Raw genomic sequence first — 22,252 nt, 5'->3', positions numbered from 1 at the left:
ATGGAAACCCGAGCTCATCATGTCCTGATCGGCCTGGTCACCGTCCTGGTGGTGGCCGGTGCCATGCTGTTCGGCCTGTGGCTGACCAAGTCCAGCGTGGACGACACCTTCAAAGACTACGAAGTGGTGTTCAATGAGGCCGTTTCAGGCCTGTCCCGGGGCAGCCCGGTGCAATACAACGGCATCAAGGTCGGCGATGTCAGCACCCTGCGCCTGGATCCCAAGGACCCGCGCCGGGTACTGGCGCGCATTCGCCTGAGCGCCGATACCCCGGTCAAGGAGGACACCCAGGCCAAGCTGACCCTGGCCGGAGTGACCGGCAACTCGTTCATCCAGCTCAGTGGCGGCACCCCGCAAAGCCCGGAGCTCAAGGGCAGGGACGGCAAGCTGCCGGTGATCGTGGCCTCGCCATCGCCCATCTCGCGCCTGCTCAGCGACAGCAGCGACCTGGTGACCAACGTCAACTTGCTGCTGCACAACGCCAACCAGATGTTCTCCGAAGGCAACATCGAGCGCCTGAGCAACACCCTGGCCAACCTGGAACAGACAACCGGCGCCTTCGCCGACAACAAGGGCGGCATCAGCCAGGCCATCGAGCAACTGGCCGAAGTGGGCAGGCAGGCCAACGCCACCCTGGCCGAAACCCAGGCCCTGATGCACAACGCCAATGGGCTGCTCGGCAGCGAGGGCAGGCAGGCCTTCGACAGCGCCGAACAGGCCATGCAGTCACTGGCCGAAAGCACGGCGACCATCAACAGCCTGCTCAAGGACAACCGCGAAGCCCTCGACGACGGCGCTCAAGGCCTGAACCAGCTGGCCCCGGCCATCCGCGAGCTACGCGAAACCTTGAATGCCCTCAAGGGCATCTCCCGGCGCCTGGAAGCAGACCCGAGCGGCTACCTGCTGGGCCGTGACAACAACAAGGAGTTCCAGCCATGAGACCGCCCCTGCGCCTTCTGGCGCTGGCCGCCACGCTGAGCCTGGCCACGGCCTGTTCGATCCTGCCGCAGAGCGAGCCGGTGGACATCTACCGCCTGCCGGTGCATCAGGCTGGCCGCACGGTCCCGCCGTTGGACTGGTCGCTGCGCCTGAACAAGCCGCTGGCCAGCGAAACCCTGGCCGGGCCTCGCATCGCGGTAATCCCCCAGGGCGATGTGATCAGCAGCTACAAGGGCGCGCGCTGGAGCGACCCAGTGCCGCTGCTGGTACGCAACCGCCTGCTCGATGGGTTCCAGCGCGATGGTCGGGTACAGCGCCTGAGCGCCGATGACAGCAACCTGCAAGCCGACTACGAGCTGGTCGGCGAGCTGCAGGCCTTCCAGAGCGAGTACCGTGCCGACGGTGCCGTGGAAGTGGTGATCCGCTATGACGCACGCCTGGTGCAAGGGCGCAGCCAGCGCATCCTCGCCAGCCACCGCTTCGAGGTGCGCCAGCCGCTGGGCGACACGCAGGTCTCGGCGGTGGTCGGCGGTTTCGGCGCAGCGAGCGATCGGTTGGTGGGGCAATTGGTGGACTGGACGGTAGCCCAGGCCAGCCAGGCTCAGGCGAAGAACCAGTAGCAGACGCAGATCGCCGCGATCACCCCGGCAAGCTCGGCAAGCAGGGCGCAGCCCACCGCGTGGCGTACGCGTTGGATGCCCACTGCGCCGAAATACACCGCCAGCACATAAAAGGTGGTCTCGGTACTGCCTTGTACAGTCGCCGCTACCAGTGCAGGGAAGCTATCGACACCGTGGGTCTGCATGGTTTCGATCAGCATGGCGCGCGCCGCGCTGCCGGAGAACGGCTTGACCAATGCCGTGGGCAGGCCTTCGACGAAGCGGGTGTCCAGGCCCATCCACTCGACGGTGTGGCGAATGCCGTCCAACGCCAGTTCCAGGGCGCCGGAGGCACGCAGCACGCCAACCGCGCAAAGCATGGCGACGAGGTACGGCAGCAGCCCCTTGGCGACATCGAAACCTTCTTTGGCGCCCTCCACGAACGCTTCATAGACCTTGACCCGCCGTAACGCGCCGACGACCAGGAACACGACGATCACGCCGAACAGCGTCAGGTTGCCGAGGATCGACGACAGGCTGGCCAGCGCTGTCGCCGAGAGGGTGCCAAGAAACGCCATGAAGGCCCCCAGCAACAGGGCGCCAGGCACCAGGTAGGCCAGTACCACCGGGTCCCACAGGCGCAGGCGCTGCATGACCGCCACCGACAGCAGGCCCACCAGGGTCGAGGCGCTGGTGGCCAGCAGGATCGGCAGGAACACCAGGGTAGGGTCCATGGCGCCTTGCTGGGCGCGATACATGAAGATGGTCACCGGCAACAGGGTCAGCGACGAGGCGTTGAGCACCAGGAACAGGATCTGTGCATTGCTCGCCGTGGTGCTGCTGGGGTTGAGGTCCTGCAGGGCGCGCATGGCCTTCAGGCCGATGGGCGTGGCCGCGTTGTCCAGGCCCAGGCCATTGGCGGCGAAGTTCATGGTGATCAGGCCCAAGGCAGGGTGCCCAGGTGGCACTTCGGGCATCAGCCGGGCGAACAGCGGGCCCAGGACCTTGGCCAGCCATTCGACGATACCAGCCTGTTCGGCGATTTTCAGAAAGCCCAGCCAGAGGGTGAGGGTGCCGAACAGCAAGACCATGACCTCCACCGAGAGCTTGGCCATGGCGAAGATGCTCTCGACCATCGCGGCGAAGATGCCGGCGTTGCCTGCCACCAGCCATTGGGCCAGGGCGGATACCGCCGCCACCAGGAAAAAGCCGAGCCAAAGGCCGTTGAGCATCCGTGTGTTCCCCCTGAAAAATGCTCCGAATGATAGCGGAATTGCAGGGTGGCTGTACCGGCCCAATCGCCGGCGAGCCGGCTCCCAGGTACGCCGCCAGCGCTGCCCCTGTAGGAGCCGGTTTACCGGCGATTTTTCCTGCGGCCAACAAAAAGCCCCGACCAAAGCCGGGGCTTCCTGTGCAGCGCTGAATACCTTACTGGTTCTGCTGGGCCGGCTTGCCAGCCGCCACCACCGCCTCATGCTTGTTACCGGCCATCAGCGAGCTGTAGTAGCGCTCGCCCTTGGCAGCGTCGTACATGCCTTCCCAGCGGGCGACCACCAGTGCCGCCAGGGCGTTGCCGATCACGTTCAGGGCGGTGCGGGCCATGTCCATGATGCGGTCGACACCGGCGATGAAGGCCAGGCCTTCCAGCGGGATGCCCACGCTGCCCAGGGTCGCCAGCAGCACCACGAAGGAAACACCCGGTACACCGGCGATACCCTTGGAGGTGACCATCAGGGTCAGCACCAGCAGCAGTTGCTGGCTCCAGGACAGGTCGATACCGTACAGCTGGGCGATGAAGATGGCCGCGATGCTCTGGTACAGGGTCGAACCGTCCAAGTTGAACGAGTAGCCGGTCGGGACCACGAAGCTGCAGATCGACTTCGGCGCGCCGTAGGCTTCCATTTTCTCGATCACCCGCGGCAGCACGGTTTCCGAGCTGGAGGTGGAGTAGGCCAGGATCAGCTCGTCTTTCATGATGCGCATGATCTTGATGACCGAGAAGCCGAACAGGCGCGCCACCAGGCCCAGCACCATGAAGGCGAAGAAGGCGATGGCGAAGTACACCAGCAGTACCAGCTTGGCCAATGGCAGCAGCGAGGCGAAGCCGAAGTTGGCGACGGTCACGGCGATCAGGGCGAACACACCGATCGGGGCATAGTTCATGATCATGTGGGTGACCTTGAACATGGTCTCCGACACGCCCTGGAAGGTACGGACCAGCGGATCGCGCAGATCGCCCGGCAGGCTCGACAGACCCAGGCCGAACATCACCGAGAAGAAGATGATCGGCAGCATCTCGCCACGGGCCACGGCCGCGAAGATGTTGGACGGGATCAGGTTCAGCAGGGTCTCGATGAACGCATGCTCATGCTGCACTTCGGCCGCGGTGGCCTGGTACTTGGAGATGTCGACGGTACCCAGGGTGCTCATGTCGATGCCCGCACCCGGATGGAACAGGTTGGCCAGCACCAGGCCGACGACGATGGCGATGGTGGTCACCACCTCGAAGTAGACGATGGTCTTCAGGCCGATACTGCCCAGTTTCTTCGCGTCGCCAACCCCGGCAATACCCACGATCAGCGACGAAATCACGATCGGGACGACGATCATCTTGATCAGGCGAATGAAGATGTCACCGGCTGGCTGCAGGACATTACTGATCCACCATGCCTTTTCTGCACTGAAATGGTTCAGCAGCGCGCCGATCGCAACGCCAAGGACGAGTCCGATGAGGATCTGCCAGGCGAGGCTCAGTTTTGCCTTCTTCATGTCATTACCCTTTCTTCTAGTGGTCATGGGTGCCAAGCGGAAAAACGCATCCCAGGGCCTTTGGCAGCACATTGGGCAACGTTGGGCTTCCGTCCGGCGACGCCATCGAAGGTCACCGCAAGCGAGCGTCTGGGCGCTCGGGCCAGCGAAAAAGGCGGCAACTATTGCGACGGGAAGAGGGGCAGTCTAATGCCGGAAACGACTACCCCATGCCGAATCGGCATGAGGCTCGGAGGCAAAAACGAGCATCTGAGAGGGTTGGGCTTCCTGCGTTCGGATTTCCGAACAAGACCAAAGCGCCATTTTTCGGCAGATTTGACAGTGGTCATTTGGATGTTCCCGCGCTTTGTTCGACAATCCGAATGGCGCCGAATAGGACTGCGCGGCAACGCACCTGGAAGAAAAAAATTTCGATGTACGGTCGAGGCAAAATGTGCCTCGGGATGAAAAAGCCAAACAGTAGGCCCTTTCCTATATAGGCGCCTCGGAAGTCCGGCCTGGCACTTGTGTCGCCTGACTCGCCGGCCATGACTTCCGATGCCGCCTTACCTGACCCGGCCCATGACGGAGGTACTCCCTGTACCCCTAGGCCACTCCGATCCTGAAGCAATCAGAACAGCCCGGCCCCCTGGTCATGCGCCACCCCTCCTCGGAGCGGCGCACCATAGAAGCCTGAAAGATAAAAAGGTTCAGCTTCTATCTGGTTACAAACCACGACCTTCGGTCAGTACCACTTCGGGTCGCGCTTGAGCTGCTCGCGCAGCATGGCTTTCATGCCTTCGTCTGGGTCGCCCAGCCAACGGTACTGCGCGTGACGGGTAGGCGATTTGTCCGAAGGCAGGCCTTCGGGCACTTCAACGAGCATCCCGTAGGCATCCTCCTTGTCCCAACTGAACGCCACTATCAGGCGCTTGTAGGTGCAGTTGCTCTCGGATTCGCACAAGGGCCCGACCAGGTACTTGTCGCCATCCTCGGTCACGGCCGACATCTGCTCCTGAGAGCTGCCGCTGAGGTTGATCACCCAATCGGGCAGGCGTTCCTCATCTTTTATGGTGTCCTGCCAGGTTTCTCGATATTCGGGGTCCGAACCCAGCAGTTGGCTGACCCGGACCTGGCCGTCATTGGCCGCCATCGCCGCCGCGCTGCCGCCCAGAAGCAGGGCGGCAGCCAGGACGTTGCATAGCATCCGGCTCATGCTCAACCTCTACCGCGTCCGAAGAAGAAGGAAGCCACGAACAGGACCAGGAAGACGATGAACAGGATCTTCGCGATACCCGTGGCGGCGCCGGCAATACCACCGAAGCCCAGCACGGCGGCGACAATGGCGATGATCAGGAAAGTGATGGCCCAACTCAGCATGATGGTTCTCCTTTCTTTTTCGAAATCTGTCTGCTCAGAACACCCAGCGTTCCTGAGTGACGACGCTCTCCAGAGTGTCGGATGAAACGTTTTCCGCTGGCAGCGGCGCTGCCGCTCTCACCAGGGTGTTGGCACGAGTCGACTGCAACTGCGTCAACAATGCGGTCTGCGCCGCGACCTGCTCGGCGAGCCGTGCGGTCTGCCAGCTGTAGTAGAACTGGCCAGCGGCGAGCGTCAGCAGCAGGGCCAGGCCGAGGTACAGGCACTGGCGCCAGGGCAGTTCGGCGGTCTGCGAGCGGTTGACGGATTGGCGATTCATGCCGGCTCCTCCTGCTGTGTTTTTTATTCGAACCTGACAGGGAAGTTGCAGCCTGCATGCCAGCCCGGGCCGACTTTTAAAATCCTTTTATTTCAAAGAGTTAGGCAAATTTAGAGTCCTCCCTGGGCACGTATCCTGCACGATGGCCTTTTCCAAGCCGTGCGTTTTGCACGATCAGCCTTCGACTTTACTGGCCACTTTCAACAGGTCCGCGTCCACTCCTCTTACGCCGATGATCTGGCGCGCCACTTCGACGGCGATGGTTTTCTGCTCACTGCTGACCACCTCGCCTGAAAGGCGCACCAGGCCTTGTTCGCTGGCCACCTTGAGGTTGAGGCCGTCGAGGTTTCGGCTGAAGCGGTAGCTCGCCTGGATCTTATCGACGATCCAGTTATCGCTCGGCTGCGGCCCGGTCGGTGCATCCACGGGTTTTTCCCGGGCCTTGGCCATGGCCGCGCTGTCCAGGCTGACCAGGTTGTTGACCAGGTGCACCCCTTCGGTGGTGCGCGCCAGCACACCGGCAAGCTCCTTGGCCTCGGCGCTGTCGACCTTGCCGCGTAAAGTCACCACGCCCTCACGGCTCTCCACTTCGATCGATGCCTTTTCGGTGACCGTGCTCCAAAGCAATCGGGCGCGTATGACCGCAGCCAGCGTCGCGTCCTCCAACCGCTGGGCATAGGCGCGCAGTTCCAGCGGACGCTCGACGAGTTGGGGGTTGACCCGCAGCTGGTTGTCGACCTGTTCGATACCACGGGTCGCCAAGGCGACATGCTCGGCCAGCTGGCGCTCCACCTCGTTCTCCACCTCACCGGACAGCATGGCTTTGGGCCCATCCACAGCCACCTCGATACGGAACGGGTTGAGCACCCGGTTGAGCGACAGGGCCGTTTGCAGCGCACCTTCGAGGCGGGCGTTTTGCGCGGTATCGGCCAAGGCAGGCGTAAGCGTGGGCAACAACAAGGCTGCCAGCAGAGCGGTTCGAGGGAATACAGGCATGGGGGCACCTCCTTTCGTGGCAAAAAATTGAAGATCGTCGCAACTGCCATGCCAGTCGAATGGTCTGTCAAAACGCCCGATCTGTTTCGCATCGGTGAATGAACAGGCCAATGGCTAGCATGCAAACGACAGATTCCTTCAGAATGGACCATGCAACTTGCCCGATTTTTCCGACACTAATTGAGATCAATCCCGAAGGAGCGTAGGAAAATGGAATCAGCCCAGGACAACCAAGGCCGCATTCTGCTGGTGGATGATGAATCCGCAATCCTGCGAACCTTCCGCTACTGCCTCGAAGATGAAGGCTATAGCGTGGCCACGGCCAGCAGCGCTGCCCAGGCCGATGCCTTGCTGCAGCGCCAGGTGTTCGACCTGTGCTTCCTCGATTTGCGCCTGGGCGAAGACAACGGCCTCGACGTACTCGCCCAGATGCGCATCCAGGCCCCCTGGATGCGCGTGGTCATCGTGACAGCCCATTCCGCGGTGGACACCGCAGTGGATGCCATCCAGGCCGGCGCCGCCGATTACCTGGTCAAGCCATGCAGCCCGGACCAATTGCGCCTTGCCACCGCCAAGCAGCTGGAGGTGCGCCAGCTGTCGGCACGCCTGGAGGCGCTGGAAGGCGAAGTACGCAAGCCCAAGGACGGCCTGGACTCCCACAGCCCAGCGATGATGGCAGTACTGGAAACCGCCCGGCAGGTAGCGAGCACCGATGCCAACATTCTCATCCTCGGCGAGTCAGGCACCGGCAAGGGCGAACTGGCACGCGCCATCCACGGCTGGAGCAAGCGAACGCGCAAGGCCTGCGTGACCATCAACTGCCCGTCGCTGAATGCCGAACTGATGGAAAGCGAACTGTTCGGCCATACCCGCGGGGCCTTTACCGGCGCCAGCGAAAGTACCCTGGGGCGAGTCAACCAGGCCGACGGCGGCACCCTGTTCCTCGATGAGATCGGCGATTTCCCCCTGACCTTGCAACCCAAGCTGCTGCGTTTCATCCAGGACAAGGAATACGAGCGGGTCGGCGACCCGGTCACCCGCCGCGCCGATGTCCGCATCCTTGCCGCGACCAACCTCAACCTCGAGGAAATGGTCCGCGACGGGCGCTTCCGTGAAGACCTGCTCTATCGCCTGAACGTCATCACCCTGCACCTGCCGCCGCTGCGTGAGCGCAGCGAAGACATCCTCACCCTGGCCGAGCGCTTCCTGGCCCGCTTCGTCAAGGAGTACGCACGCCCAGCCCGGGTGTTCAGCGACGAGGCGCGCACGGCGCTGCTCAACTACCGCTGGCCCGGCAACATCCGGGAACTGCGCAACGTGGTGGAACGGGCGAGCATCATCTGCCCACAGGAACGGGTGGAAATCGCCCACCTGGGCATGGCCGAAGCGCCCACCAGCAACGCACCGCGTATCGGCGCCGCCTTGAGCCTGGACGAGCTTGAGCGCGCGCACATCGGCGCGGTCCTGGCAGCCAGCGATACCCTGGACCAGGCGGCCAAAACCTTGGGTATCGATGCCTCGACCCTGTACCGCAAGCGCAAGCAGTACAACCTATGAAATGGCCGATGAAGCTGCGTACGCGGCTTTTCCTGAGCATCTCGGCGCTGGTCAGCGTCGCCTTGCTTGGCCTGTTGCTCGGGCTGGTGAGCGTGGTGCAGATGGCCACCGTTCACCAGCGGCTGGTGGAGGAAACCACGCGAACATTGGAGATCGGGCTGAAGCTGCGGCAAAACCTCGGTGAGCAGTTGACCCTGATTCTCGATGAAAACACTGACTCGCGCAGCCTGCTGGCGTTGCAGGAAGACTTCCAGTCCCTGCTCAACCAGGACCTGGCCGAAGGCGCAGAACGTACCGCTTTCAGCAAGACCAGCAGCAACTACCAGGCGTTTCTCCAGGCCTACCGGGACAGTACGGCACCCGCGCGAAACATGAGCCCCGACCTGCCGCTGGGAGCCGCCTTCCACCAGGTCCGCAACGACCTCATCGACTCCCACAGGCAGGCCCTTGAACATATCACCAGCGCAGAGGCCCATACCCGCGATCGCGCCTTGCTGGTCAGTGGTCTGCTCAGCCTGCTTGGCCTGGCAGTATTGGTACTGGGGTTCGCCACCGCCCACAACATCGCCCAGCGCTTCGGCCAGCCGATCGAGGCCTTGGCCAAGGCCGCCGACCAGGTCGGCCAAGGCAATTTCGATGTCACCTTGCCGATCACCCAGGCCAGCGAGCTCAACCAGCTCACCCGGCGCTTCGGGCTGATGGCCGATGCCTTGCGCAAGCACCAGGCTACCAATGTCGATGAATTGCTGGCCGGCCAGCAACGCCTTCAGGCAGTGCTCGACAGCATCGACGACGGCCTGCTGATCATCGATCGCCAGGGTTGCCTGGAGCACCTGAACCCCGTGGCCCAGCGCCAACTGGGCTGGGACGCAGGCCGAGTTGGCAGCGGCCTGGCCGAGGCGTTGCAACGCCCGGAACTGGAGCAGCAACTTCGCCAGGTCCTGCGCGGCGGTAGCCTGGACCGGCCGCCCGATGACCTGAGCATCGAAATAGACGAGGAGACCCGGCTGCTGACCTACAGCCTTACGCCGGTCTGCCACCCACAGGGGCCGATCCTGGGCGCCGTGATGGTACTGCATGACGTCACCGAGCAACGTGCCTTCGAACGGGTTCGCAGTGAATTCGTCCTAAGAGCCTCCCACGAATTGCGCACGCCGGTCACCGGCATGCACATGGCCTTCGGCCTGCTGCGCGAGCGCGTGAGCTTTCCACCCGAAGCGCGGGAGAACGACCTGCTCGAGACCATTGGCGAGGAAATGCAGCGCCTGACCCAGCTGATCAACGACCTGCTCAACTTCTCCCGCTACCAGAGTGGCCTGCAGAAGCTGGAGCTGGCCCCTTGCGCCATCGACCAGTTGCTTGAGCATGCTCAGGCGCGCTTCGCCGAGCTGGCCGCGCAGAAGGCGATCGAGCTGTTCATCGACCTGGAGTCGCCCTTGCCACGTATCCAGGCGGACGCAGCCCAGCTGGACCGAGTATTGGACAACCTGCTGCACAACGCCATCCGCCATACCGCCAGCGGCGGGCGCATTCGCCTGCACGCGCGGCGGCATGCCGAACGGGTCATCATCGGGGTCGAGGACAACGGCGAAGGCATCGCCTATGGCCAACAAGGCCGAATCTTCGAGCCGTTCGTCCAGGTCGGTCGCAAGAAGGGCGGTGCCGGGCTTGGCCTGGCCTTGTGCAAGGAAATCGTCCAGCTGCATGGTGGCCGCATGGGCGTGTACTCCCGGCCTGGGCAGGGCACCCAGTTCTACATGGCCTTGCCTGTCTAGTGTGGTGGTATTTGTGAACACCACACTCGGCTACCTGCGGTTGCGCCGCTCGCGGGTGACCAGCACGGTGAACTGGCGGGCGGTGAGTGGATGGGCGAACAGCCAGCCCTGGCCGTAATTGACCCCTTCGCTGTTGAGCAGTACCGCCTGGTCTTCGCATTCGATGCCCTCGGCGATCACCCGCAAGTGCAGGGAATGGGCCATGCGGATGATGTGCGGCGCTACGCCACTGCTCGCCGCATCGTGACCCAAGGCATCGACGAAGGCCTTGTCGATCTTCAGACAGTCCACCGGCAGGGTCTGCAAGTAGGCCAGGCTGCAGTAGCCGGTGCCGAAGTCGTCGATCAGCACCTGGTGGCCCACGGCCCTCAGGGCCTGCAGGTTGTTACGCGCCACCACCACATCGATCAGGCCACGTTCAGTCACTTCGAAGGCTATCTGGCTGGCAGCCACCCGGTGATGCGCCAGCAGCCGGGCCGCCACCCGGCCGATACGGGGGACCATGACATCGCACGCCGCGAGGTTCACCGAGATATACAGTTCAGGGTTGGCCCGCAGCAACTGGCTCAGCTGCTCCAGTACCCGCTGCAGGACGAAGTCGGTTATCTGGCGGATCTGCCCGGTGTTCTCGGCCAAGGGGATGAACAGCTCCGGGCTGGTCAGGGTGCCATCGGGCCGTAGCCAGCGCACCAGCGCCTCGGCACCGACGCAGCGCCGGCTGTTCAATTCGAAGATCGGCTGGTAGAGCACCTGCAACTCTCCCCGGCGCAGGGCGTTCTGCAATTCCGAACTCATCGAGCGCCGTTGCAGGATCAGTTGCAGGACCAGCCAGCCGATGCAGCACGCCAGCACCAGGCTGCCAGGGAACAACAGCCAGAGCATGCCGTTCATTTTCAGGGGCAGGCTTGCTCGCGGCGCGATCAGCACCAGTTGGTAGTCCGGCGATTTGGTCTGCATGTAATAGAGCAGCCGGTCATCCTGTTCCACCAGGGGCTGACGCGACGGTGGCGGCCAATCAGCCGCCGGCGGCCAGCGCTGGGGCGGGCCAAGCACCGGGATGGCGCGGCTGCCGTGGTCGAGGACCACCAACACGCTGCTGCCCAGGGGCAGGTCGACCACATCGGTGAGGTGCCCCCGCGAAGTGGAGACCAGGAACTTGCCCCGGCCAAGCATCAACGCCGCCAGGTTCTCGTTGGGCTCGGTGGAGGTATTGAGCCAATAGCTGTAGGTCGGCCCTTGGATGTCCGGGGCCCGGAACGGCTCGATGGCTCGTTCGCCGCCGCGGTTGGAGCACGCTTCGGCACCATCGACGTACGCCGCCTCGTAGATGAAGCGCGAACTCAGCCCCACTTGCTGCAACGCGGCGATCATCGCGGCATCGCAACCACGCAACGGTTGCGCCTGGAGCTGGTCGACCCCTTCGCGCAGTTGCCCGAAGATCTGTTCCAGCCGCTCCAGGAAACGCTCGCCCCGGGCATTCATCTGCGCGCTTTCGTTCTGCTTCACCTGCTGGAAGGCCACGCCGAGGCTTGCCGTGAGCAACAGGACGGCGCTGGAAAATGCGGCCAGCCCAGCCAGCATCCAGGGACGGTGGAAAAATTGACGCAGTGCCGCAAGGAACGCTGACATCGCAGACATCCAGTTGATTACCAAGAGGTATAGCAACTGTGCACACGGTCAGCGTTGCCGTTGGGCGCAATCCCGACCCGTTCGGGGCAATAACCGATCAGCGTGTGCGGTTGAGCACCTGCAGCATGGCGGCGGTCTGGGCGTCAGGCATGCCATCGAAACGCTGCGGGCGGAAGCGCATTTGGAAAGCCGCGATTACGTGACGGGTGGACACATCCAGCTCGCCGGTCTGGTCGATGGCGTAGCCGAAGCGTGCCAGCTGCTGCTGATACCAGGTGATCGTCGGCGGGTTGACGCTGAAGTAGGCCTGCTGGCGAGCCACCGCATTGGCCTCTGGCCACACACCCAGCCCAGCATCGGCCAGGCGTTTCCAGGGGAACATCGGCCCCGGGTCGAGCTTGCGCAACGGTGCGATGTCGCTGTGGCCAATGATGTGTCGGGGCTCGATATTGTTGCGCTTGACGATGTCCTTGAGCAGCGCGATCAACGCCTGGATCTGCGCCTCGCTGTAGGGGTGCCAGACCCGCCCGTTGGGCGTGTCGGTGTAGCCTGGGTTGACGATTTCAATGCCGATGGAGCTGGAGTTCAGCCAAGTGCGGTCTTGCCATTGGCTATCGCCGGCATGCCAGGCCCGGCGGTTCTCGTCGACCAGCTGGTAGACCGTGGCAGGCCCGTCGCCGATCAGGTAGTGGCTGCTGACTTCGCCATGGGTCAGCAGCGCCAGCGAGCGTTCCAGCGAAGCGTTGGTGTAATGCAGGACCACGAACTGGATACGGCTGTCGTGGTTGACCGAAGGGTGATTGCGGTCGATGCGCAGGCCGGTGGAGCAGCCCACCAGCAATAAGAGCAACAGCCCGCCAAATAGCGTTTTCATGGGAGAGGGCACATCAATGATCGCGTAAGCGCTACAGTATAACGTGCCCCCTGATCCGGTGCTTCAGTAAACGACCATCAGCGGGTGCACATGACAAGGAATTCCAGCGAGTTGTCACCGCTGCTTCCGTTCTTGTCGACCAACTGGGTCATCACATCGACTTTGGCCACCACGGGTTTACCGATGACCTTGGCCTGCCCGTACAGCTGCCGGTCGTAATCGCTCGCATCGATGGGGGACACGCTGCAAAAGCCGGGGTCTTGGTGAACGATGCGCTTGTTCAGATGAAGCTTGTACAAACTGAAGTAGTTTGGCTGAGGCTGGTGCTCGACCTTCACGATCCATTCCGGCCATTGCCGAAGAACCGTACCATCCGCCGCCACTTGAGCGGTGAACAGGTGTTCCTTGGCCACTACGGAAGTCTGAATACCCAGACCGATTACCAATGCTGCAAGCCCTTTGGTGATTTTCATCAGCTACTCCTGTCTGATCGACGCGCCGCCGCCTGACCATCAGGCATACGGCAGGCAATTGTCAGACCGAGACAGGTGTCAGCTGCAGTACATATCTATGCCTGTTCCACCCGGTTGCGTCCCTGGTCCTTGGCGCGGTAGAGCGCTGCATCGGCACGTTTGAGAACCTGGTCGGCGCGCTCACCGACGCGGAACGCACTGAAACCGATGGAAGTGGTGATGACCACCCGTTCTCCCTTGAAGTGGAATGGACAGGCCTCGACCGTCGCCCGCAGCACCTCTGCCAGCTTGGCGCCGACCTCCGGAACGGTCTGCGGCAGCAGCAGAACGAACTCCTCTCCCCCGAACCGGGCAATGAAGTCCTGCCCACGCAGGCGTTTGCGCAGCTGGCCTGCGACGATCTTCAGCACCTTGTCACCGGCCAGGTGGCCATAGCTGTCGTTGATCCGCTTGAAGTGATCGAGGTCGAGGATCGCCATCAGCAGGGTGCCACCTTGGACCTGCCATTTCTTCACTTCCTGCTCCACACGCTCCGACCAGGCCGCGCGGTTGGGCAGGCCAGTCAGGGGGTCGAGCAGGGCTTTCTGGCGCTGCTCCTCCAGGTGCTCGCGGTAGCCGAGGGCTTCCTGCTCCATGTTCTGCACGCGCTCGGCCAGGCCTTGCAGGCGACTCGCCAGTTCCTGTTCACGACGGTCGCGCTCGTGCTGGTGTTCGTCCATGGTGGACAACAGGCCTTCCAGGCGGGTCTCCAGCACGCGCTTGAGGCTACCCAGGTCAGCCGCGCCCTGGACGCTGCTCTGCAGCCCGTCGACCTGCTCGCGCAACTGATGATCCAACTGGCGGGCAGCACTGCTGTTGTCGGCATGCCCGGCGCTGGCCTCGTGCAGATGGCTCTGGAAGGTGGCCAGGCGTTCGTTGAGCTGTTGCAGGTAGGCCTCGAATTCATGCTGGCCGCTGTCGGTGATCGCCAGCATCAGCACGGCCAGGTCATCCAGTACCGGGATCAGCTCGTACCAGTTCAGCCCTCGTGACACCCGCTCACGCATGGCCTGCGCCTGGGCCTTGTAGGGCTCCGGCAGGCTCAGGTCATCGAGCAACCCGATCAACGTCTGCTCGATATGCATGGCAACCATGCTGTAGGGCGGTTCGACGGCGTCGGGCAGGTCGAAGGAGCCCTCGCCGGGGCCATCCAGAATTGTCATCGGCAAGGCCTCTGGCGCCTCGACCTCGACCGGTTGCGGTTGCAGCGCTGGCGCCGGGGGCTGGGTGGCAGGTGCCAAGACCGTTTCTTCCGAAGGCGTCATCGGGTCGATGGGCCGCGCCTGCGCGTCTGGTTCGTTCGGTGGGGTGGTTGATTCTTGCGGCTCAGTCAAGGGTTGCAGGGCATCCACGTCGACCGGAAGCGAAGGTTCACTTGGCGGTTGAGGTGCGGGATCGACATGAGTGACATCCACCGACGCGGCGGCGGGCTCCGCCTCGGCCTCCCGGCCGCCAAACAGGCGCTGGAGAAAGCCTGGCCGTATCTCTTCGTCCGGCCGTTGCAGCGCGCTCAACGCACGCCCCTGCAGGCCACTGAGCTCGCCCAGCAGGGGCGGCAGCTCGCGGGATTGGCTGACACCCGCCTCGAGCTTCTTGGACAGCTTTTTCAGCGGGCGAGCCACCTCGCCGGGCAACGACAGGCCCTGCAGTTGATCAACCAACGCTGTCAGCGCCTCGCTGACCTGGGTCATGCGCGTCTCGCGGCGCTGCTCGGAGTCGAGCACGGCCTTTTCCAAGCGTGGCAGTAGCCCTGCCAGGCCAGCATCCATATTGTCGCTGCGGATGACTTCGCGCAGCTCCTTCATGCACTGGTCGACAGTCTTGTCGCTACCCTCGGCCGCGAGGGTGCTGCGCACCAGACCACGACGCAACAGGTCCAGGCGAGCCTCCCAGCGGCGCTCAAGCTGCTCTTGCCGTTCAATGCTCTTGAGGTACTTCTCTTTCCAGCGCTCGCCTTCGTCTGTCATGCCTGAATCCGCGAACCGGTGATGGCAACTAGCCCAAAACCGGCAGCGTATCCACAGTCAATGCATCAGGCAAACGAATCTCGACGGCAACCGGAAGGTGATCGGAAATCGGCTGGGCCAATACCTCGACCCGCTCCAAGGTCAGGCTGGGGCTGAGCAGGATATGGTCCAGGCAACGCTGTGGGCGCCAGCTGGGGAACGTCGCCTCGACCTGGGGGGCGACCAGCCCAAGGTCACGCAGCGGCGAATGCTCGAGCAGGTCGGTGGCATGGGTGTTCATGTCTCCCATCAGCACCTGGTGGCGATAGCCGCCAATCAACTCGCGCACGTAGGCCAGTTGCCGAGCACGGGTCTTGGCGCCCAGGGCCAGGTGCATCATCACCACGATCAGGGCATCGTCGCCTTCGCCGAAACGTACCAGGATCGCACCGCGGCCGGCAGGGCCGGGCAGGGGGTGGTCCTCCAGATGCTGGGGCTTGAGCCGGCTGAGCACACCATTGCTGTGCTGTGCGAAACGGCCCAGGTTGCGGTTCAATTGCTGGTACCAATAGGGAAAGGCACCGAGCTGGGCCAGGTGTTCGACCTGATTGACATAACCCGACCGCAGGCTGCCGCCATCGGCTTCCTGCAAGGCCACCAGGTCGAAATCGGCGAGCAGGTCACCGATTTTCTGCAGGTTGCCGGCACGCCCGTTGTGCGGCAGCAAGTGCTGCCAGCTGCGGGTCAGGTAGTGCCGGTAGCGCTCGGTGCTGATGCCCACCTGGATATTGAAGCTGAGCAACCGCAGGCGCCCGTCCTCCGGCAGGCCAGGGGCCTGCAGGTGGTGCTCGTTGACCTGCGGTTGTCGCAGGCCGACCAGGCGGGTGGACCGAAAGCGGTTCATGGGCAACGCCGCTTACTTGGCGGCGCGCTCCTTGGCGATCAGCTGGTCGGCAACGTCCAGCACACCTTCCGGCCCGCCGGCGGTACCCAGGTCGAAGCGGTACTTGCCGTTGACCACCATGCTCGGCACGCCTGTGATTTCGTATTTCTTCGCCAGGTCCTTGGCCTGCTGCACCTGGCCTTTGATGGCGAAGGAATTGAAGGTGGCGAGGAACTTGTCCTTGTCCACACCCTGGGTGGCCAGGAAGTCGGCCATTTCTTCAGGCTTGGTCAGGCGCTTGCGCTGGTTCTGGATGGCATCGAAGACGGCGGCGTGAACTTTGTGTTCGACACCCATGGCTTCGAGGGTCAGGAACATCTGGCCGTGGGCATCCCAAGGGCCACCGAACATGGCCGGTACGCGCTTGAAGTGGACATCGGCCGGCAGTTTCTCGGCCCATGGGTTGATGGTCGGTTCGAAGTGGTAGCAATGCGGGCAGCCGTACCAGAACAGCTCGACGACTTCGATCTTGCCCGGTTCGGAAACAGGGACAGGGTTGCTCAGCTCGAAATACTGCTGGCCCTCGACAGGCTCCGCAGCCTGGACGGCGGTCATTCCGAATACGCTGGCGGCGACCAGCGCAGCGCTGAGAATCAGTTTACGCATGCTTTACTCCTGAGCAGTCATTGGTCGCCTCGACGCGACCGGTACTGTGACCGGCCGGGAAGGGCTCGAGTTCTCTAGTGTACGGCTACGGAAGGAAAAAAGGACGGCCCGAGCCGCCCTTTCATCTTTGCCGCACAGCATTAACCGAATGTTAATGCATGGGCCGGTTCGCGGGTAAAGCCGCCCCCACAGGTACAGCGCCAGCCTTGTAGGAGCCGGCTTGCCGGCGATAGGGCCCCACAGGCCTCAGTGCAGCCCCTGGATATAGCTGGCCAAGGCCTCGATGTCCTTGTTGCTCAGCTTGCCGGCGATCGAACGCATGGTCATGGCATCGCCGTCGTTGGTGCGGTTGCCTTCACGGAAGTCGGTGAGCTGCTTGGCCACGTACTGAGCATGCTGGCCGCCCAAGTGCGGGAAACCGGCCAGGGCGATGCCAGCGCCGTTCGGCGAGTGGCAGCCCGTGCAGGCCGGCATGCCTTTCTCCAGGTCGCCGCCGTTGAACAGCGCCCGGCCACGCTCGACCAGTTTCGGATCGGCTGCGCCGACGCTGCCTTTCTGGCTGGAGAAATAGGCGGCGATATCGGCCAGGTCCTGGTCGCTGAAGTTGGCCAGCATGCCGGTCATTTCCAGCACGGTACGCTTGCCGGACTTGATGTCGTGCAGTTGTTTTTCGAGGTAGCGCTGGCCTTGGCCGGCGAGTTTGGGGAAGTTCGGCGCCAAGCTGTTGCCATCGGGGTTGTGGCAGGCTCCACAGACAGCTGTCTTGGCCTGGCCGGCAGCAGCATCGCCTTTGATGGGTTGCGCAGCATTGGCCGCACCTGCGACACCCATGGTCAACAGCAGACTCACGAATAGTTTGTTCATCAGCTAATCCAACACGGCTAGGGGTGAAATGTTATGTATCGGGGCTGCCGCTCATCCAGAGGATGAGGTTGCGGTAGTCCTCGTTACTGCAATCCATGCACAATCCACGCGGCGGCATAGCCTTGAAACCCTGGGTAACATGTGCCACCAGTGTCTCCATGCCTTGCGCCAGCCTGGGTTCCCATGCTGCCCGGTCTCCCTGCTTGGGGGCCTGGGGCAACTGGCCGGCGTGACAGGCCGCACAGGTGCGGTTGTACAACGCCTCGGGATCCTGTGTAGCCTGAGCGCTGAAAATCGGCAGGAACAAACCGACAGCAAGCAGCCATTTCGCCATGCGCAACGACCTTTCAGGGTTGGGGGCCGCGCTGCGTTCTGATGCGCGAGCTATTGTTCGACACCCCATGCACATCACCCTACGCCGGGATAATGCGCACACAAAAACTGGGGCATTATATACTTCCGCCATCCAAACGGAAACGACACCGCTTGCCGCGCCCAGTGCCTGAATGGCGGGCCTTGGCAACACCCACATCGGATATCCCATGCAAGTCAAAAACCCCATCCTCGGCCTCTGCCAGAAAGCCAAATTCGCCCTCAGCGCCGCCAAGGTCGAACAATGCCCTCAAGACCAGGGTTACGAGGTGGCTTTCGCCGGCCGTTCCAATGCCGGCAAATCCAGCGCTCTCAACACCCTGACCCATGCCAGCCTGGCGCGTACCTCCAAGACTCCGGGTCGCACTCAGTTGTTGAATTTCTTCAGTCTGGACGATGAACGGCGTTTGGTCGACCTGCCGGGCTACGGATATGCAAAAGTGCCGATTCCGCTCAAGCAGCACTGGCAGCATCACCTGGAGGCCTACCTGGGCAGCCGCGAGTGCCTGCGCGGGGTGATCCTGTTGATGGACGTGCGTCACCCGATGACCGATTTCGACAAGATGATGCTCGACTGGTCCAAGGCCAGCGCCATGCCCATGCACATCCTGCTGACCAAGGCCGACAAGCTCACCTTCGGCGCGGCCAAGAACACGCTGCTCAAGGTGCAGTCGGAAATCCGCAAGGGCTGGGGCGACGGGGTGACCATCCAGCTGTTCTCGGCGCCCAAGCGCATGGGTCTGGAAGAAGCCTACGGCGTGCTGGCCGAGTGGATGGAGCTGGAAGACAAGCCCGTCATTTGAAGGTTTGCTCGTAATCTGTGGGAACGGGTTAACCCGCTCTCATAGAACAACGCATAACCGTTTGATTTGCGGCACCCTGTAGGAGCGGGCTTGTCCCGCGATTAGGCCGGGCCCGATATCACCGTCGCCTGGCAAGGGCTTCGCCCTTGATCGCGGGACAAGCCCGCTCCTACAGAAGAAGGCGGCGCTAGCCACTTGTTCTCTGCGCGACAGCGCAGCCCGAAGGGCTGGGTAATCTCCCACAGGGTATCTCTACAAGCCATAAGTCAAATTCCGGGCAAAAAAAACCCCGGACTTCGTATGGGGAGGGAGAAGTTCGGGGTTCAAGTCCGGACCGCTAGGGCGGGGTCCGGGTATCTGCCAACACTTAACACAACATAGGAGCATCGAAAGGCTTCACCAGCCATTCAGTTACTCTGAGTCCCGGTTCACCGGTTTAGTTCCAAAGCCCTGGAAACTATTTGCGATAGTTTCATGAAACTTGAGAACCCCTGGCACTGAGCCTTCGCGGATCCACGACACCACATCGCAGATCCTACCCTGCCTTCAGGCTCCGATTCAGTGAGCTTCGTCCCAATTCGAACCAACGCCTACTTCCACCAGCAGCGGAACGTCCAGTTGCGCGGCGTTGCTCATGTACGGGCGGATCTGTTCCTTCACCTGCTCGACCAAGTCCTCGCGCACCTCCAGCACCAGTTCGTCGTGCACCTGCAGGATCACCCGTGCATCCAGGCCGCTGTCGGTCAGCCAGGTGTCCACTGCCACCATGGCGCGTTTGATGATGTCCGCCGCGGTGCCCTGCATCGGCGCGTTGATCGCCGTGCGCTCGGCACCCTTGCGCAGTGCCGGGTTCTTCGCGTTGATGTCCGGCAGGTACAGGCGCCGGCCAAAGAGGGTTTCGACGAAGCCCTGCTCGGCGGCCTGGGCACGGGTACGTTCCATGTAGGCCAGCACGCCTGGGTAGCGAGCGAAGTACCGATCGATATAGTCCTGGGACTGCTTGCGGTCCACGCCGATCTGCTTGGCCAGGCCGAAGGCGCTCATGCCATAGATGAGCCCGAAGTTGATCGCCTTGGCGCTGCGGCGCTGGTCGGTGGTCACCTGCTCCAGCGGCACGCCGAAGACTTCGGCGGCGGTGGCGCGGTGCACGTCCAGGTCGTTGCGGAAGGCGTGCAGCAAACCTTCGTCCTTGGCCAGGTGGGCCATGATGCGCAGCTCGATCTGCGAATAGTCGGCGGCCAGCAACTTGTAGCCGGGGCTGGCGACGAATGCCTGGCGGATGCGCCGGCCCTCGGCCGTGCGCACCGGGATGTTCTGCAGATTCGGGTCGCTGGAAGACAGACGCCCGGTGGCAGCCACGGCCTGCTGGTAGGACGTGTGGATACGCCCGGTGCGCGGGTTGATCTGCTCCGGCAGCTTGTCGGTGTAGGTGCTCTTGAGCTTGCTCAGGGAGCGGTACTCCATCAAAACCGTCGGCAGCGGGTAGTCCTGCTCGGCGAGCTCCGCGAGCACGGCCTCGGCGGTGGAGGGCTGGCCCTTGGCGGTCTTGCTCAGCACCGGCATGCCCAGCTTGTCGTAGAGGATCACCCCAAGCTGCTTGGGCGAACCCAGGTTGAATTCCTCGCCCGCCAGGGCGAAGGCCGTGCGCTCGAGCTCTGCCATCTTCACGCCCAGCTCGGTGCTCTGCACCTTGAGCAACGCAGCATCGACCAGTGCGCCCTGGCGCTCGATCTTGGCCAGCACCGGCACCAGCGGCATCTCGATGTCCATCAACACCGGCTGCACGCTGGGCGTCTTGGCCAGGCGTGCCTGCAGGGCATGGTGCAGGCGCAGGGTGATGTCGGCGTCCTCGGCAGCGTAGGGGCCGGCTTTGTCCAATGGGATCTGGTTGAAGGTCAGCTGCTTGGCACCCTTGCCGGCGATGTCCTCGAAGGCGATGGTGCTGTGATCCAGGTACTTGAGCGCCAGGCTGTCCATGTCGTGGCGGGTGGCGGTGGAGTCGAGTACGTAGGACTCGAGCATGGTGTCGTAGGCCACGCCCCGCATCTGGATGCCCTGGGTCGGGTCGCCACCGATGGCGCAATTGGCCAGGATGTTGATGTCGTACTTGGCGTTCTGGCCGATCTTGCCTTTGGCAGGGTCTTCCAGCAGCGGCTTGAGTGCCAGCAGCACGCTGTCACGGTCCAGCTGGGCAGGCGCGCCTTCGTAGTCATGAGCCAGCGGCACATAGGCGGCTTCGTGGGGCTCGACCGCGAACGACAGGCCCACCAGTTTCGCCTGCTGGGCGTCCAGGCTGGTGGTCTCGGTGTCGAAGGCGAACAGCGGCGCCTGGCGCAGCTTGGCCAGCCAGACCTCGAAGCGCGCCTGGTCGAGGATCGTCTCGTACTTGGGTTCGACCTTGGCCTGCGGTGCTTCCAGCGGGGCAATGGCTTCGCCCGCCTGGGCGGCGTCGCGCTGCACCTCGGCGATCCAGCTCTTGAACTCCATCTCGGTATACAGCGCCAGCAAGGCTTCACGGTCGGGCTCGCCGCACACCAGCGCCTCGACCTCGATATCCAGCGGCACATCGACCTTGATGGTCGCCAGCTCATAGGACAGGAACGCCGCGTCACGGTGTTCCTCGAGCTTGGCCGGCAGGCCCTTGGCGCCGCGGATCGGCAGGGCCGGCACCTTGTCCAGGTTGGCGTACAGCTCGCTCAGGCCGCCGCCGATACCGGTCAGCAGGCCGACCGCGGTCTTCTCGCCTACGCCAGGTACGCCGGGAATGTTGTCGACCTTGTCGCCCATCAAGGCCAGGAAGTCGATGATGTGTTCCGGGCCGACGCCAAATTTCTCGTGCACGCCAGCCACGTCCAGCACGCTACCGGTCATGGTGTTGACCAAGGTAATGTGCCCGTCCACCAGCTGCGCCATGTCCTTGTCACCGGTGGAGATGACCACCGGTCGGCCCAGGGCCGCACTGCTGCGCGCCAGGGTGCCGATGACGTCGTCGGCCTCGACCCCTTCGACGCACAGCAGTGGATAGCCCAGCGCCTTGACGCTGGCATGCAACGGCTCGATCTGTACCCGCAGGTCGTCAGGCATGCTGGGGCGGTTGGCCTTGTATTCGGCGAACATGGCGTCGCGGAAGGTGCCACCCTTGGCGTCGAAGACCACCGCGAACAGGCTGTCCGGGTACTGCTTGCGCAGGCTCTTGAGCATGTTCAGCACGCCCTTGACCGCACCGGTGGGCATGCCCTTGGACGTGGTCAGCGGCGGCAGCGCATGGAAGGCGCGGTAGAGGTAGGAGGAACCGTCCACCAGGACGAGAGGCGCTTGGCTCATGAGGAGAATCAACCTTTTCGGCAGGTCCGGCGCTAGAATAGCGGGAACAATTGACGACAAAGGGAC

General features: G+C 63.1%; 20 protein-coding genes. 5 read left to right on the top strand and 15 right to left on the bottom strand.

Annotated elements, in window-relative coordinates:
* Entirely contained in the window at positions 1–939 is a 939-nt protein-coding gene (locus tag K8374_RS00495; protein ID WP_224457552.1) for an MlaD family protein, read from the top strand.
* Positions 936–1,559, top strand: a complete 624-nt coding sequence (locus tag K8374_RS00490) for an ABC-type transport auxiliary lipoprotein family protein (protein WP_224457551.1) — start codon at positions 936–938, stop codon at positions 1,557–1,559. The genes K8374_RS00495 and K8374_RS00490 overlap by 4 nt, the downstream gene beginning before the upstream one ends.
* On the opposite strand, the gene K8374_RS00485 is transcribed toward K8374_RS00490, so the two are convergent.
* The 6 genes from K8374_RS00485 to K8374_RS00460 all read right to left on the bottom strand — a co-directional run bounded on the left by K8374_RS00485 (position 1,541) and on the right by K8374_RS00460 (position 6,981).
* On the bottom strand, positions 1,541–2,770 hold the full coding sequence (locus K8374_RS00485; RefSeq protein ID WP_224457550.1) for a nucleoside recognition domain-containing protein: 1,230 nt from the start codon (positions 2,768–2,770) through the stop codon (positions 1,541–1,543). The genes K8374_RS00490 and K8374_RS00485 overlap by 19 nt on opposite strands.
* Before the next feature lie 196 nt (positions 2,771–2,966).
* On the bottom strand, positions 2,967–4,307 hold the full coding sequence (gene gltP / locus K8374_RS00480; RefSeq protein WP_224457549.1) for a glutamate/aspartate:proton symporter GltP: 1,341 nt from the start codon (positions 4,305–4,307) through the stop codon (positions 2,967–2,969).
* A 724-nt stretch (positions 4,308–5,031) separates the two neighbouring features.
* On the bottom strand, positions 5,032–5,502 hold the full coding sequence (locus tag K8374_RS00475; protein WP_224457548.1) for an inhibitor of vertebrate lysozyme family protein: 471 nt from the start codon (positions 5,500–5,502) through the stop codon (positions 5,032–5,034).
* 2 nt (positions 5,503–5,504) lie between these two features.
* Entirely contained in the window at positions 5,505–5,666 is a 162-nt protein-coding gene (locus K8374_RS00470) for a DUF1328 domain-containing protein (RefSeq protein WP_003252966.1), read from the bottom strand.
* 34 nt (positions 5,667–5,700) lie between these two features.
* Positions 5,701–5,985 (bottom strand): hypothetical protein, encoded by a 285-nt coding sequence (locus K8374_RS00465; RefSeq protein WP_224457547.1) that lies wholly within the window; start codon positions 5,983–5,985, stop codon positions 5,701–5,703.
* 174 nt (positions 5,986–6,159) lie between these two features.
* Positions 6,160–6,981 (bottom strand): BON domain-containing protein, encoded by an 822-nt coding sequence (locus K8374_RS00460; RefSeq protein WP_224457546.1) that lies wholly within the window; start codon positions 6,979–6,981, stop codon positions 6,160–6,162.
* 210 nt (positions 6,982–7,191) lie between these two features.
* Between K8374_RS00460 and algB the strand changes: the two genes are divergently transcribed.
* Together algB and K8374_RS00450 are read left to right on the top strand one after the other, a co-directional pair.
* Positions 7,192–8,538, top strand: a complete 1,347-nt coding sequence (gene algB / locus K8374_RS00455) for a sigma-54-dependent response regulator transcription factor AlgB (RefSeq protein WP_084855171.1) — start codon at positions 7,192–7,194, stop codon at positions 8,536–8,538.
* The gene (locus tag K8374_RS00450; protein WP_224457545.1) at positions 8,535–10,313 is read left to right on the top strand and encodes a KinB sensor domain-containing domain; all 1,779 of its coding nucleotides are present in this window, start codon (positions 8,535–8,537) and stop codon (positions 10,311–10,313) included. Before algB ends, K8374_RS00450 begins: the two co-directional genes overlap by 4 nt.
* Before the next feature lie 30 nt (positions 10,314–10,343).
* Here the strand turns inward: K8374_RS00450 and K8374_RS00445 are convergent, their stop codons facing one another.
* The 8 genes from K8374_RS00445 to K8374_RS00410 form a co-directional block, all read right to left on the bottom strand.
* The gene (locus K8374_RS00445; RefSeq protein WP_084855173.1) at positions 10,344–11,942 is read right to left on the bottom strand and encodes an EAL domain-containing protein; all 1,599 of its coding nucleotides are present in this window, start codon (positions 11,940–11,942) and stop codon (positions 10,344–10,346) included.
* Positions 11,943–12,039: 97 nt separating this feature from the next.
* A complete protein-coding gene (locus tag K8374_RS00440) occupies positions 12,040–12,816 on the bottom strand; it encodes an N-acetylmuramoyl-L-alanine amidase (protein WP_224457544.1) in 777 nt (258 codons plus the stop codon).
* A gap of 77 nt (positions 12,817–12,893) precedes the next feature.
* Positions 12,894–13,289: a hypothetical protein gene (locus tag K8374_RS00435; RefSeq protein ID WP_224457543.1), complete on the bottom strand. Its 396-nt coding sequence runs from the start codon at positions 13,287–13,289 to the stop codon at positions 12,894–12,896.
* Positions 13,290–13,384: 95 nt separating this feature from the next.
* A complete protein-coding gene (locus K8374_RS00430) occupies positions 13,385–15,295 on the bottom strand; it encodes a GGDEF domain-containing protein (RefSeq protein ID WP_224457542.1) in 1,911 nt (636 codons plus the stop codon).
* 28 nt (positions 15,296–15,323) lie between these two features.
* Positions 15,324–16,178 carry an endonuclease/exonuclease/phosphatase family protein gene (locus K8374_RS00425; protein WP_084855177.1) on the bottom strand — a complete coding sequence of 285 codons (855 nt, stop codon included), beginning with the start codon at positions 16,176–16,178 and terminating at the stop codon, positions 15,324–15,326.
* Between the two features lie 12 nt (positions 16,179–16,190).
* On the bottom strand, positions 16,191–16,823 hold the full coding sequence (dsbA, locus tag K8374_RS00420; protein ID WP_224457541.1) for a thiol:disulfide interchange protein DsbA: 633 nt from the start codon (positions 16,821–16,823) through the stop codon (positions 16,191–16,193).
* A 246-nt stretch (positions 16,824–17,069) separates the two neighbouring features.
* Positions 17,070–17,687 carry a c-type cytochrome gene (locus tag K8374_RS00415; RefSeq protein ID WP_224457540.1) on the bottom strand — a complete coding sequence of 206 codons (618 nt, stop codon included), beginning with the start codon at positions 17,685–17,687 and terminating at the stop codon, positions 17,070–17,072.
* Positions 17,688–17,718: 31 nt separating this feature from the next.
* Entirely contained in the window at positions 17,719–18,021 is a 303-nt protein-coding gene (locus K8374_RS00410; protein ID WP_084855180.1) for a c-type cytochrome, read from the bottom strand.
* 208 nt (positions 18,022–18,229) lie between these two features.
* Between K8374_RS00410 and yihA the strand changes: the two genes are divergently transcribed.
* Positions 18,230–18,862 carry a ribosome biogenesis GTP-binding protein YihA/YsxC gene (yihA, locus tag K8374_RS00405; protein ID WP_224457539.1) on the top strand — a complete coding sequence of 211 codons (633 nt, stop codon included), beginning with the start codon at positions 18,230–18,232 and terminating at the stop codon, positions 18,860–18,862.
* Between the two features lie 558 nt (positions 18,863–19,420).
* Here the strand turns inward: yihA and polA are convergent.
* Entirely contained in the window at positions 19,421–22,186 is a 2,766-nt protein-coding gene (gene polA / locus K8374_RS00400) for a DNA polymerase I (RefSeq protein ID WP_224457538.1), read from the bottom strand.
* Between the last annotated feature and the right edge of the window lie 66 nt (positions 22,187–22,252).

It is taken from the genome of Pseudomonas sp. p1(2021b) (genome assembly GCF_020151015.1).
Lineage (GTDB): Bacteria > Pseudomonadota > Gammaproteobacteria > Pseudomonadales > Pseudomonadaceae > Aquipseudomonas > Aquipseudomonas putida_K.
The sequence above is the reverse complement of the archived record's forward strand: the minus strand, read 5'-3'. Positions and strand labels throughout refer to the sequence as shown.